The organism is Kerstersia gyiorum (genome assembly GCF_004216755.1).
Taxonomy (GTDB): Bacteria; Pseudomonadota; Gammaproteobacteria; order Burkholderiales; family Burkholderiaceae_B; genus Kerstersia; species Kerstersia gyiorum.
Genome location: NZ_SGWZ01000001.1, coordinates 297,825 through 311,907, shown reverse-complemented (window position 1 = coordinate 311,907; position 14,083 = coordinate 297,825). Strand labels below are relative to the sequence as shown.

Annotated in this window: 7 protein-coding genes; 1 reads left to right on the top strand and 6 read right to left on the bottom strand. The window is 61.9% G+C overall.

The window, feature by feature from the left end; genetic code table 11:
- Positions 1-121 precede the first annotated feature (121 nt).
- The gene (locus tag EV679_RS01310) at positions 122-907 is read left to right on the top strand and encodes an IclR family transcriptional regulator (protein WP_068373359.1); all 786 of its coding nucleotides are present in this window, start codon (positions 122-124) and stop codon (positions 905-907) included.
- Positions 908-1,007: 100 nt separating this feature from the next.
- Here the strand turns inward: EV679_RS01310 and EV679_RS01305 are convergent, their stop codons facing one another.
- The 6 genes from EV679_RS01305 to rpoB form a co-directional block, all read right to left on the bottom strand.
- Positions 1,008-2,411, bottom strand: coding sequence for an MFS transporter (locus EV679_RS01305; protein WP_068373362.1), 1,404 nt, complete (start codon positions 2,409-2,411; stop codon positions 1,008-1,010).
- Between the two features lie 932 nt (positions 2,412-3,343).
- Positions 3,344-3,760 (bottom strand): DoxX family protein, encoded by a 417-nt coding sequence (locus tag EV679_RS01300; RefSeq protein WP_127775458.1) that lies wholly within the window; start codon positions 3,758-3,760, stop codon positions 3,344-3,346.
- Between the two features lie 98 nt (positions 3,761-3,858).
- Complete coding sequence (locus EV679_RS01295; RefSeq protein ID WP_130486356.1) at positions 3,859-4,692, bottom strand: dioxygenase family protein; 834 nt, start codon at positions 4,690-4,692, stop codon at positions 3,859-3,861.
- A gap of 326 nt (positions 4,693-5,018) precedes the next feature.
- Positions 5,019-5,534, bottom strand: coding sequence for a GNAT family N-acetyltransferase (locus tag EV679_RS01290; protein WP_372726424.1), 516 nt, complete (start codon positions 5,532-5,534; stop codon positions 5,019-5,021).
- Between the two features lie 91 nt (positions 5,535-5,625).
- A complete protein-coding gene (gene rpoC / locus EV679_RS01285) occupies positions 5,626-9,876 on the bottom strand; it encodes a DNA-directed RNA polymerase subunit beta' (RefSeq protein WP_130486355.1) in 4,251 nt (1,416 codons plus the stop codon).
- Entirely contained in the window at positions 9,876-13,991 is a 4,116-nt protein-coding gene (gene rpoB / locus EV679_RS01280; protein WP_130486354.1) for a DNA-directed RNA polymerase subunit beta, read from the bottom strand. The genes rpoC and rpoB overlap by 1 nt, the downstream gene beginning before the upstream one ends.
- Positions 13,992-14,083 lie beyond the last annotated feature (92 nt).

Sequence of the window (14,083 nt, the reverse complement as noted above, 5' to 3'; positions counted from 1 at the left end):
CGCCGCGTGCGGCGCTGCCGCCATCAGACTTCCGCCACACAGCCTTGCAAAACGCCGGACCGCATACGTAAGATGCCGTTTCTCCGCTGTGAGAAAGCCTTATTTGATAGGATCGTTGCACATGCTTCCCTCCCGCGACCGAGCCCTGCGAGTCGTCGAACTGCTGGCCCACGCCCCCGATGGGCTGCCGATGTCGGAAATCGCGGAAACCCTTGCCATCCCCAAAACAGCCATCCACAGGCTGCTGGGCGACCTGCAGCAGATGGGCTATGTCAGCCACCTGCATGATGGCCGCTTCTGCCTGACCGTGAAGATCATTTCCATCGCCCTGGATTACCTGGCAGCCACCGGCCTGACAGATGCCGTGCAACCCCCGCTGGACCGCATTGCGCAGCAAAGTGGCGAACTGGCCCGCCTGGCGCTGGTTAACGGTGAACAACTGATCTGGATTGCCAAGGCCCAGGGCGCGGGCCCCGGCCTGCGCTACGAACCAGGGCCCGGCTGCGTGGTGAACCTGTCGGCCACGGCAACCGGCCTGGCATGGCTGGCTACCCTGCCGGAAGACCAGGCACTACGGCTGATCGCCGAGCAGGGCCTGGCCCCCGAACCGGCCCAGGGGCCGTGCGCCCCCCGCTCCATCCAGGACGTGCTGGCACGCCTGGACATCGTGCGTACCCAGGGCTACGCCACCGTATGCGATGCCAACGAAAACGGCATGAGCGCGCTGGCCGTACCGGTCTTCGCCGCCGCCGGAGGCCATGCGCTGGGTTCGCTGTGCATTACCGGCCCGTCCTTCCGCTTCACCACCGACGAGATGCAGGCGCTGATCCCCGCCGCCCTGGATACCGCCGCAGCCCTGAGCCGGGCCAGCCGCGAATCACCCTTGATGGGCCGCGGACCGGCCTAGCCTTGCCCGCACGCGCCCGGGTACCTTCCACGCACTCGGCGCGCAAAAAAGAGGCCAGCCTCGCGGCTGGCCTCTTCATTCATGCAGGCAACGACATGCTTCAACCCTTGGCAGCCCGCCCTTCGGCAATGGCCTGGGCACGCAGGCGGTCGTATTCATCCTTGGGCACCGGCTTGGCGTCCGGCTCACCCAGTTCCTGACTGCGGATGCGATAGGTTTCACGCGCCGTCCAGGCTGCCATGGCTGCGATCACCGTCACGGCAAACGTGATGGAACCGACGATCATCGGAATACTGCGCGACTCGGGCGGAGCCACCATGGTGAACAGCGCAGGCAGCAGGGCCGAGATGGTCGTGCCAGTGTTCTGCGCAATCGCCATGGCCGACACACGGGTACGGGCCGGGAACAGCTCGGGAAAGAAGCTCGGGAAGATGGCGTTGTAACCCTGATAGACCACGCCCCACATCAACAGCGAGAAAGTAATGGCCAGCGGCACGCTCTTGATGCTGATGGCATACAGGTAGGCGAAAGCCAGCAGGCCGGACACCAGGGCACCGATGATGATAGGCGGACGGCGGCCGATACGGTCGGACAGGTTGCCCACGAACGGAATGATCAGGACAGCCAGACAGTTACCGAGCACGGGAATCCACAGGTAGACGTCCTTCGCGAAACCGATGCCATAGGCCGGCTGCACCGCGTAGGCGGCGCCGAAAATCGTGGCGATCACCGGAATGACGTTCATGAGCGCCATGCAAGCCACGCGCACCATGTCGCGCCAGTAGTGCTTGAAGGCCTCCACGATAGGCGCACGCGGCGGGGCGCCATCCTTGGTTTCTGCACGGAAGATCGGCGTTTCGGCAACCTTGCGGCGTATCACGTAACCCAGGATGATCACGACGAAGCTCAGCAGGAACGGAATCCGCCAGCCCCAGCTGTTAAAGGCCTCGTCCGGCATATAGTGCGCCAGCGGCAGGAAGACGGCAGCCGCCAGGATCTGACCAACCTGCACGCCCTGCAGCGTGAAGCTGGCAAAAAAGCCGCGCCGGCCGAAAGGCGAGTGCTCGAGAATCATGGAGCTGGCCCCGGAGATCTCGCCCGCCACCGCAAAGCCCTGCACCAGGCGCAGCAGCACCAGCAGCGTAGGCGCCAACAGGCCAGCCTGGTCATACGTCGGCAGCAAGCCTACGGCGATGGTCGAGAAGCCCATGAGGAACATGCACGTCAAGAGCACATTCTTGCGGCCCCGCGTATCTCCCCAGTGGCCCAGCACGAAAGCGCCGATGGGACGGGCGACATAGCCCACGCCATAAGTAGCCAGCGAAGCAACGATGGCGACCTTGGGGTCAGTACTAGGAAAGAAGATTTGCGGAAATACCAATGCCGCTGCCGTGGCATAGATGAAAAAATCGTAGTATTCGAGTACCGATCCCAGCCAGCCACTGGCCGTTGCACGGCGGGTCTGGACGGCATGCTCGGTATGCCCGGTGTCGCGTTTTGTCATATGTGCTCCTGTGTTCCACCCTCTCGAGGGCCGGACCTGCTGGTCAGTGCCAGCGTCTATACCCATTTTTATGCCAGGCCGGGGCTATGTCACGCCTGACAAAATCCGGAATAAGATTCCTATTTCCGGATTTTTCCTTATTATTGGAAATTGGAATTGGATTCTAAATTACAAAGCTTGCAGGAGGCTGAATCCGTTCCCAACAAATTCCACTATCAGTTATGCCGGGAATTCATCAGCGCGACTTCCGCCTGTGGATAAAAGTGTGAAGAACCTTGTCCGCAGACAACGCTGGAAGTCCGTACAGTATCCTGGCGCCATGCCAGCAACAGGTATCGGTCGCGCGCCGCTCCCATCCCGCCGGACAGGAAACGGCCGGTTCCGGCACTCGGCCCTGAACCGCTGCACCGGCCCCCAATGCATTGCGCCGGCAAGCCCGTTCCACCCGTTCCATGCTGGCCCTGCTCCCTCAGGATTTGCTATCGGGACTTACACCAAGGCCTGAAAACCCGCATGGAATATGGCTTTCTTTCGATATACCGGCCAACACCGCCAGTTGCCCCAGGCGCCGGAAGCTACCACTTGCAGCGGCCAGCCAATGAAGCCAGTTGTCCGGTCTTGCACGCAAAATGACGCATTGCCTGCACGATATTCATGGCTTCCAGGTGCTACCGGCACACGAAGAAAAAAGTTATCAACAGGCAGGGTCAGAAACGCAGCAATATCTGCCTGATCTGTGGATAACCTTACGGCAGGCAAAAAAAATGCCGACCCGTTGAAACGGGACGGCATATTCCAGGCGGGCCAGCTCAGTCTGTCTCAGCGCCGCTCTTATCCCGCAGCCCCGACATATAGACGCATCATTAGGAATGGCCGGGCTTATCCTGCGATAAGCCCGGCCATCGGCATAAGCTGCGCCCGCGCAGTACTGATCAGCGGGAGCGTTTCAGCGCGTAGGCACCATCTCCCAGCAGCGCCAGCGCCGCTGCCGCGACAGCCAGGAACACCGGATATTCCCAGCCCCCATTGGGATTGCTGAAGCTCCAGCCATTGGCAAAATGCACACTGGCCGCCGCGAACAGTTGCACAGCCGCCAGGGCGGCCACCCAACGCGGGAAGATGCCGAGGATGAGCGCAACGCCGCCAAGCAATTCAAACGCAGTGACCGGATAGGCCATCCAGCCGGGGAACCCCACCGATTCGAAAAATCCGGCCGTCCCAGGCAGCGTGAAAACCAGCAGCTTGGTCAGGCCATGGGCCAGATACATGGCCCCCAGGGCCAAACGCAGCAACAGGGCGGCGTACGGTGCCGTATTCAGTGCCACGGCGGTTTGTTGACGATCATTCATGATTTCTTCCTTGATGTGATTTTCCGGGGGCTCCGGCACCCTGCCGGCGCCCGCCTCTTGCTGCTCTTCCGCCGCCTGCGACGACAGACGTACCTGACTTACTTGCCTGCCGCACCGGCGACATTCACCAACGGCGCTCCCCAGGCATAGGATTCCATCGCCAGCACGCCATACGTAACACCGCCATCGAAAACCTGCGCCGCTTCGTCATCATCCGTCGCACCGGCCGCAATCAGCAGTGGCAGGAAGTGCTCTTCGGTCGGATGCGAGCGCACGGCGTCCGGTGCCAGGCGCCGGTAATCGGCCAGGCGGTCCCAGTTGCGTGCCTGTACCGCCGCACGCACCCAGCTGGTGAAGGCCAGCGCATACATCTCGGCATCACCGGTGCCGGATGCACCGGCCTCGCGCCTGATCTCATATAGATTATGGGTCAGGCTGCCGGAAGCCAGGATCAACACACCTTCATCGCGCAGCGGCCGCAAGGCCCGGCCCAGGGCCAGCGCTGCACGCGTATCCAGCGGATAAGGCATGGCAATCTGGAACACGGGCACATCGGCATTCGGGTACAGATAACGCAAAGGCACCCAGGCGCCGTGATCAAGACCGCGTGCTTCGTCCAGGCCGGTAGCGAAGCCCGCCTCACCCAGCAGGCCAGCCACCCGCGCCGCCAATTCCGGCGCTCCCTGGGCGGGATACTGCAAGGTATACAGTTCAGCCGGAAATCCGCCGAAATCATGGATGGTTTCCTGTTGCCGCGCAGCACTGATCAAAGCGCCCCCGCGGGTCATCCAATGCGGGGAAATAACCACGATGGCGACCGGACGCGGCATACTCGCCCCCAACGCCTGCAGTTGCGGGCCAGCCAGGCCGGGTTCCACGGCAAACGTCGGCGATCCGTGGGAAACGAACAGCACGGCTTGTTTGGCAGACATGATTCACTCCTTTGTCAGCCCGATGCCACTGGCCTTCTATGACAAGGCGCAACGTACCGGGCGGGTGGCAATCACCGGTGCAATCACCGGTGTCCTGGCGCTGCCGAAACAGGGTTCATACAGTGCAGGACCAATGAAGTGAATTGTAGATATGAAGAAACTGGCAATAAATATGCATTAAAACAATTCAATGTCTCTATTTTCGAGACAATTGTGCGTTTCAATCCCCGCTTTCCATGCCTGAGGAGGCAAGCTGTCAGCCGCGTGCCTGTGCCTACCATTGCGCGGCTGACGCCCCCCAGGAAGCGCCAGCCGCCAGGCAACCATCAGAGCGCCAGCGTCATCCAGCTGGCGCCCGTACCATACCCGGCCAGCTTGTCCGCAACAGGGCTGCCCGGCGTGACAGTCACGGGTTCGAATCCGTGGCGCGACCAGTAGCGGCAGGCATGGGCCAGCGATACCAGGGCAGCACGGCGCATGCCGGCCATGCGCGCCCATTGCCGGCCAAAGGCCAGCATGCTGCTTGCCACGCCGCGCCCGGCCATGCGGGGCGCAACCGCGCAATCATGCAGGAACCAGGTGTCCGCCGGCTGGGGCAGTGTCTCCAGCCGCGCATTGAGCGCCGGGGGCAGGCCTGCATCCCAAGGATAGGAAATCAGATAGCCGCACACTTGCGCATCATCGGCGCGCGCCACCCAGCAACTTGCCTGCGCCAACGCCAGGCGATTGGCATAGAAATCAGCATCTTCCAGCAGATCGGCGTCATAGACCTGCGCCTGCAAAGCCAGCACGGCATCCAGGTCTGCCAGACTCATGGTCTCGATCTGAACCGACATCATCACACTCCATAAAAAAACAAACCCCCATGCCGCCCGAGGCAACATGGGGGAGTCAAGTCCGCCGCACCAGGGGCGCGGCGGGATCTCGCGGGGATTACTCCTCGGGCGTTTCCGGATTGCTGGCGTGCAGCGACACGTTTTCGAACGGGTTGCCGCTGGGCGGCAGCGGATCGTCCTCGAACGGGTTGGCCAGCGCACGGGCGGCTTCGCGCTCTGCAGCCTCGAAGCTTTCCTTTTCCTTGCGAGCGCCGTGGTAAGCCAGGCCGGTACCGGCCGGGATCAGGCGACCCACAATGACGTTTTCCTTCAGGCCACGCAGGTCGTCGCGCTTGCCCATGATGGCCGCTTCGGTCAGCACCCGGGTGGTTTCCTGGAAGGAAGCCGCGGAGATGAACGAGTCGGTAGACAGCGACGCCTTGGTAATACCCAACAGCACGTTTTCGTAGGTAGCGGGGCGCAGGCCTTCCGCATCCATGCGATCGTTGGCGTTGAGCAGTTCCGAACGCTCGACCTGTTCGCCAGGAATGAAGTCGGTATCACCGGCATCGACGACATGCACGCGGCGCAGCATTTGGCGCACGATCACTTCAATGTGCTTGTCGTTGATCTTCACGCCTTGCAGACGGTACACGTCCTGGACTTCGTCGACGATGTAGGACGCCAGCGCTTCGATCCCTTGCAGACGCAGGATATCGTGCGGGTCGGCCGGACCGTCGACGATCATTTCGCCCTTGTTCACGACTTGGCCGTCGTGCACCAGCACCTGCTTTTCCTTCGGAATCAGGAACTCGTGCGCCACGCCTTCCATGTCGGTGATGACCAGGCGCTGCTTGCCCTTGGTGTCCTTGCCGAACGAAACCGTACCCGTGACTTCGGCCAGCAGACCGGCGTCCTTGGGCGAACGGGCTTCGAACAGCTCGGCCACGCGCGGCAGACCCCCGGTAATATCGCGGGTCTTCTGCGATTCCTGGGGAATACGCGCCAGCACTTCACCGATGGAAACGTCCTGGCCGTCGCGCACCGTGATCAGCGCGCCCACCGGGAACGAAATGTTCACCAGGTGATCGGTGCCGGGAATGCGGACTTCCTCATTCTGCTCATTGAGCAGCTTGATCTGCGGACGCAGCGCCTGCTTGCCGCCACGCGTTTTGGGCGTAATGACAACCAGCGTCGACAGGCCGGTCACTTCGTCGACCTGCTTGGCAACGGTCACGCCTTCTTCGATGTTCTCGAAGCGCACCTTGCCGACATATTCCGACACGATGGGGCGGGTCAGCGGGTCCCACGACGCCAGGCGCGTACCAGCCTGGATGACGTCGCCGTCACCCACCAGCACGGTGGCGCCATACGGCACCTTGTGGCGTTCGCGTTCGCGGCCGTTGTCATCCGAGATGACGATTTCACCGGAACGGGAGATCGCCACGCGCTCGCCCTTGACGTTGGTGACATAGCGCATGGAACTGGCGAATGCGACCCTGCCGCTCACCTTCGTTTCCACGCCGCTGGCCAGCGCCGCACGCGATGCCGCGCCACCGATGTGGAACGTACGCATCGTCAGCTGCGTGCCGGGTTCACCGATGGACTGTGCCGCGATGACGCCGACAGCTTCGCCGACGTTGACCAGCGAGCCACGGCCCAGGTCGCGGCCATAGCACTTGGCGCACAGGCCGTGACGGGTTTCGCAGGTCAGCGGCGTGCGGACCTTGATCTCGTCCACACCCACGGCGTCGATCAGTTCGACCGCATCTTCGTCCAGCATGGTGCCGGCCGGGATCACGGTTTCCTGGGTGTCCGGGTTGACGATGTCGATGGCAGCCACGCGGCCCAGCACGCGGTCGCGCAGGACTTCGATAACCTCCCCGCCTTCGACCAGCGCGCGCATGACGTAACCGTGCGAGGTACCGCAATCGTCACCGCGAATCACCAGATCCTGCGTCACGTCCACCAGACGGCGCGTCAGGTAACCCGAGTTTGCCGTCTTGAGTGCCGTATCGGCCAGACCTTTACGCGCACCGTGAGTGGAGATGAAGTACTGCAGTACGTTCAGGCCTTCACGGAAGTTGGCGGTAATGGGCGTTTCGATGATCGAGCCGTCAGGCTTGGCCATCAGGCCGCGCATACCTGCCAGCTGGCGGATCTGGGCAGCGGAACCCCGGGCGCCGGAGTCGGCCATCATGTAGATGGAGTTGAACGATTCCTGGCGCACTTCCTTGCCATGGCGGTCGATCACAGGCTCGGTGGCCAGCTGCTCCATCATCGCCTTGCCGACTTTATCGCCAGCCTTGCCCCAGATGTCCACGACGTTGTTGTAGCGTTCCTGCGCCGTCACCAGACCGGAGGAATACTGCTTGTCGATTTCCTTCACTTCGGCGCTGGCTTCGTCCAGGATCTTCACCTTGACGTCCGGGATCACCATGTCGCCCATGGCGATGGAGATACCGGCGCGCGTGGACAGGCGGAAACCCGACTGCATCAGCTTGTCAGCGAAGATCACCGTGGCGCGCAGGCCGCAGCGGCGGAACGACTGGTTGATCAGGCGCGAGATTTCCTTCTTCTTCAAGGCGCGGTTGAGCGACTCGAAAGGCAGGCCCTTGGGCAGGATCTCGGACAGCAGCGCGCGGCCGACGGTCGTCTGGAAGCGGCGCAGCACCGGCTGGAATTCGCCGTCCTCGTCCTTCACATACTCGTTCAGGCGCACGGTGATGCGGCTGTGCAGCTCGACTTCACCGTTGTCGTAGGCACGCTGGACTTCAGCGATGTCCGTCAGGAACATGCCTTCGCCCTTGCCGTTGATACGCTCGCGAGTCGCGTAATACAGACCCAGCACGATATCCTGCGACGGCACGATGGACGGCTCGCCGCTGGCGGGGAACAGCACGTTGTTCGAGGCCAGCATCAGGGTGCGTGCTTCCAGCTGGGCTTCCAGCGAGAGCGGCACGTGCACGGCCATCTGGTCACCGTCGAAGTCGGCGTTGAACGCCGCGCAAACCAGCGGGTGCAGCTGGATGGCCTTGCCTTCGATCAGGGTCGGTTCGAATGCCTGGATGCCCAGACGGTGCAGCGTCGGCGCACGGTTCAGCATCACCGGGTGTTCGCGGATGACCTCTTCGAGGATATCCCACACCACCGGTTCATGGCTTTCGACCATCTTCTTGGCTGCCTTGATGGTGGTCGTGAGACCCATCGCTTCCAGGCGGTTGAAGATGAACGGCTTGAACAGTTCCAGCGCCATCAGCTTGGGCAGACCGCACTGGTGCAGACGCAGCTGCGGACCCACCACGATGACCGAACGGCCCGAGTAGTCCACACGCTTGCCCAGCAGGTTCTGACGGAAACGACCGCCCTTGCCCTTGATCATGTCGGCCAGCGACTTCAGCTGGCGCTTGTTGGCGCCCGTCATGGCCTTGCCGCGACGGCCGTTATCCAGCAGCGAATCCACCGCTTCCTGCAGCATGCGCTTTTCGTTGCGCAGGATGATTTCCGGCGCCTTCAGTTCCAGCAGGCGCTTCAGGCGGTTGTTGCGGTTGATGACGCGGCGGTACAGATCGTTCAGATCGGAGGTCGCGAAGCGGCCGCCATCCAGCGGCACCAGCGGACGCAGGTCCGGCGGCAGCACGGGCAGCACTTCCATGATCATCCAGTCAGGCTTGATGCCGGACTTCTGGAAGCCTTCCAGCACCTTCAGGCGCTTGGAAATCTTCTTGATCTTGGCGTCGGACGAAGTGGCCTTCAACTCGCCGCGCAGCGTTTCCACTTCGCGGTCGATGTCGATGGAGCGCAGCAGTTCGCGCACGGCTTCCGCGCCCATCAGGGCACGGAAGTCGTCACCGTATTCCTCGGTCTTGGCGAGGTAATCATCGTCCGACATGATCTGGCCGCGCTTGAGCGGCGTCATGCCGGGTTCGATCACGCACCAGGCTTCGAAGTACAGCACGCGCTCGATGTCGCGCAGCGTCATGTCGAGCACCATGCCCAGACGGGACGGCAGGCTCTTCAGGAACCAGATGTGCGCGACCGGGCTGGCCAGCTCGATGTGGCCCATGCGCTCACGGCGCACCTTGGCCACGGTGACTTCAACACCGCACTTCTCGCAGATCACGCCACGATGCTTCAGGCGCTTGTACTTGCCGCACAAGCACTCGTAGTCCTTGACCGGGCCAAAGATCTTGGCGCAGAACAGGCCATCGCGTTCAGGCTTGAACGTGCGGTAGTTGATGGTTTCGGGCTTGCGCACCTCGCCGAAGGACCAGGAACGGATCTTTTCGGGCGACGCCAGGCCGACCTTGATCGCGTCGAACTGATCATCCTGCGAAACCTGTTTGAAAAGGTCGAGTAGCGCTTTCATTAGTTACGCTCCAAATCCATGTCGATGGCCAGGGAACGAATTTCCTTGACCAGCACGTTGAACGACTCGGGCATGCCGGCGTCGATGGTGTGATCGCCCTTGACGATGTTTTCGTAGATCTTGGTCCGGCCGTTGATATCGTCGGACTTCACCGTCAGCATTTCCTGCAGGGTGTAGGAGGCGCCATAGGCTTCCAGCGCCCACACTTCCATCTCCCCGAAACGCTGGCCACCGAACTGAGCCTTACCACCCAGCGGCTGCTGGGTCACCAGCGAGTACGGGCCGGTCGAACGCGCGTGCATCTTGTCATCGACCAAGTGGTGCAGCTTCAGATAGTGCATGTAGCCAACGGTGACGGGACGCTCGAACGGTTCGCCGGTGCGGCCGTCGATCAGCCACGCTTGCGTGCGGCTGTCGGTCAGGCGCAGCTTCTGCGCGATCTCGTCCGGATAGGCCAGACGCAGCATCTGTTCGATGTCTTCCTCGCTGGCGCCATCGAACACTGGCGTTGCCAGAGGCACGCCGTTCTTCAGGTTGTACGCCATCGTGATGATCTCATCATCCGTCAGGGTGTCCAGCGCGGCCGGCGTACCGGAACCGTTGTACACCTTGTCGAAGAAGGCGCGCAGCTTGGCCACTTCGATCTTGCGCTCGTCGGCCAGCATCTCGGCCACGCGATGGCCAAGGCCCTTGGCAGCCCAGCCCAGGTGAACTTCCAGCACCTGACCCACGTTCATCCGCGAAGGCACGCCCAGCGGGTTCAGAACGATGTCGGCCGGCGTACCGTCAGCCATGTGGGGCATGTCTTCCACCGGCAGGATGCGGGACACCACACCCTTGTTACCGTGACGGCCTGCCATCTTGTCGCCAGGCTGCAGGCGGCGCTTGACGGCCAGGTAGACCTTGACCATCTTCAGCACGCCCGGAGGCAGCTCGTCGCCTTGCGTCAGCTTCTTGCGCTTTTCTTCGAAGGCCAGGTCGAACTGGTGGCGTTTCTGCTCCAGCGATTCCTTGGCCTGCTCCAGCACCAGCGCATGTTGCTCGTCGGCCAGGCGGATGTCGAACCACTGCCAGCGATCGGTCAGGTCAGCCAGGTATTCCTTGCTCAGCACGGAACCCTTGGCCAGCTTGCGCGGACCGCCGTTGACGGTCTTGCCGACCAGCAGCTTCTCGATACGGTCGAAGGTATCGTTTTCGACGATACGCAGCTGGTCGTTCAGGTCCTGGCGATAGCGGCGCAGTTCGTCGTCGATGATGGACTGGGCGCGCTTGTCGCGCACGATGCCTTCACGCGTGAACACCTGCACGTCGATGACGGTGCCGACCATGCCGGACGGCACGCGCAGCGAGGTGTCCTTAACGTCGGAAGCCTTCTCGCCGAAAATCGCGCGCAGCAGCTTTTCTTCCGGCGTCAGCTGGGTTTCGCCCTTGGGCGTCACCTTGCCGACCAGCACGTCATCGGCACGGACTTCCGCGCCGATGTGCACGATGCCGGAATCATCCAGGCGGTTCAACTGCACTTCGGGCAGGTTGCTGATATCGCGGGTGATTTCTTCCGCACCCAGCTTGGTATCGCGCGCCACGACCGTCAGTTCCTCGATGTGCACCGAGGTATAGCGATCATTGGCAACAACGTTCTCGGAGATCAGGATCGAATCCTCGAAGTTGTAGCCGTTCCAGGGCATGAACGCGATCAGCATGTTCTGGCCCAGCGCCAGTTCGCCCAGATCGGTCGAAGCGCCATCAGCCAGCACGTCGCCACGAGCCACCAGGTCACCACGGCGCACGATGGGGCGCTGGTTGATGTTGGTGTTCTGGTTGGAACGCGTGTACTTGATCAGGTTGTAGATATCAACGCCGACTTCGCCAGCGATGTTTTCTTCATCATTGACGCGAATCACCACGCGCTCGGCATCGACGTAATCGACGATACCGCCACGGCGGGCCTGCACGGTCGTACCCGAGTCAACGGCGACGGTGCGCTCGATGCCGGTACCGACCAGAGGCTTCTCCGGACGCAGGCAAGGCACGGCCTGGCGTTGCATGTTGGCGCCCATCAGTGCACGGTTGGCGTCATCGTGCTCCAGGAACGGAATCAGCGAGGCAGCCACGGACACGATCTGCGACGGGGCAACGTCCATGTAGTGCACGTTGGCGCCGGACGTCATCATGGTTTCGCCATCTTCGCGGCAGGCAACCAGATCGTCGACGAAACGGTTTTCCTCGTCCAGGCGCGCGTTGGCCTGAGCGATGACGTAACGGTTTTCCTCGATGGCCGACAGATAGTCGATCGTGTCGGTCACGCGGCCGTTCTCGACCTTGCGATACGGCGTTTCCAGGAAGCCGTATTCGTTCAGGCGGGCGTACAGAGCCATCGAGTTGATCAGGCCGATGTTCGGACCTTCAGGCGTTTCGATGGGACACACGCGGCCGTAGTGGGTCGGGTGCACGTCGCGCACTTCGAAGCCGGCGCGCTCACGCGTCAGACCGCCCGGGCCCAGAGCGGAAACACGACGCTTGTGCGTGATTTCCGACAGCGGGTTGGTCTGGTCCATGAACTGCGACAGCTGGCTGGAACCGAAGAACTCCTTGATCGCCGCGGAAATCGGCTTGGAGTTGATCAGGTCGTGCGGCATCAGGTTTTCGGTCTCGGCCTGGCCCAGACGTTCCTTGACGGCACGCTCGACGCGCACCAGGCCGGCACGGAACTGGTTCTCGGCCAGTTCGCCCACACAGCGCACGCGACGATTGCCCAAGTGGTCGATATCGTCGATCTGGCCACGGCCGTTACGCAGCTCGACCAGCAGCTTGATGGTTTCAACGATATCTTCGTTGGTCAGCGTGGTCGGGCCTTCCAGCACGTTTTCGCGGTTCAGGCGGCTGTTGACCTTCATCCGGCCCACGCGCGACAGGTCATACGACTCTTCGCTGTAGAACAGACGGTTGAACAGGGCCTCGACGGCTTCTTCCGTAGGCGGCTCGCCAGGACGCATCATGCGGTAGATCGCGACGCGGGCGGCGTTCTGGTCCGCAGTGTCGTCGGTACGCAGCGTCATCGAGATGTAGGGGCCGCGATCCAGGTCGTTGGTGTACAGCGTCTGGATGGACGGCACGCCGGCGCTGCGCAGGTTTTCCAGCAGGCTCTCGGTGATTTCGTCGTTGGCGTTGGCCAGCACTTCGCCGGTATCCGGATCAACGATGTTCTTGGCCAGCACACGGCCCACGAGGAAGTCCTCGGGCACGGAAATCCACTCGATACCCGCCTTGGCGATATCGCGCAGATGCTTGGCATTGATGCGCTTGTCCTTCTCGACCAGCACCGTGCCTTCGCGGTCGGTGATGTCGAAACGGGCCACTTCACCCTTCCAGCGTTCCGGCACGAACTCCATCATGCCGCCTTCGCTCTTCAGGTCGAAGTGGTCGAAATCGAAGAAGTAGGCCAGGATGGATTCCGGCGTCATGCCGATCGCCTTCAGCAGGATCGACACCGGCATCTTGCGGCGGCGGTCAACGCGGAAGAACAGCAGATCCTTGGGGTCGAACTCGAAGTCCAGCCAGGAGCCACGGTAAGGAATCACGCGGGCAGAGAACAGCAGCTTGCCGGAACTGTGAGTCTTGCCGCGGTCGTGCTCAAAGAACACGCCAGGCGAACGGTGCAGCTGCGACACGATGACGCGCTCGGTACCGTTGATGACGAACGAACCGGTGTCGGTCATGAGCGGAATTTCGCCCATGTAGACTTCCTGTTCCTTCACTTCCTTGACTGTCGGTTTGCTCACTTCACGGTCGAGCAGCACCAGGCGGACTTTGGCGCGCAGCGGCGACGCATAGGTCAGACCACGTTGCTGGCATTCCTTGACGTCGAAGACCGGTTCGCCGAGCGTGTAGCTGACGAATTCCAGACGAGCCATCTGATTGTGGCTGACGATCGGGAAAATAGAAGAAAAAGCGGCTTGGAGGCCTTCATCCTTGCGTTCGGATGAGGACACTTCCGACTGCAGAAAAGTCCGGAAGGACTGCAGCTGCGTTGCCAGCAGATACGGCACGTTCTGAACGTCTTCCCGCTTGGCAAAATTTTTGCGGATGCGCTTTTTTTCGGTAAACGAGTAAGGCATGAGCACTCCGACTCGAGGTTGCATGGACCGTCAAACCACGGCCCCAGGTACGACTCCAGGAAATCCGACTGCGGGACAAAACCCAGCTGGCC

Coding starts and splice junctions, on each gene's coding strand:
- rpoB (WP_130486354.1), bottom strand. CDS start 13,991: ATGCCTTACTCGTTTACCGAAAAAAAGCGCATCCGCAAAAATTTTGCC.
- EV679_RS01300 (WP_127775458.1), bottom strand. CDS start 3,760: ATGAATGATCGTCAACAAACCGCCGTGGCACTGAATACGGCACCGTAC.
- EV679_RS01305 (WP_068373362.1), bottom strand. CDS start 2,411: ATGACAAAACGCGACACCGGGCATACCGAGCATGCCGTCCAGACCCGC.
- EV679_RS01310 (WP_068373359.1), top strand. CDS start 122: ATGCTTCCCTCCCGCGACCGAGCCCTGCGAGTCGTCGAACTGCTGGCC.
- EV679_RS01295 (WP_130486356.1), bottom strand. CDS start 4,692: ATGTCTGCCAAACAAGCCGTGCTGTTCGTTTCCCACGGATCGCCGACG.
- rpoC (WP_130486355.1), bottom strand. CDS start 9,876: ATGAAAGCGCTACTCGACCTTTTCAAACAGGTTTCGCAGGATGATCAG.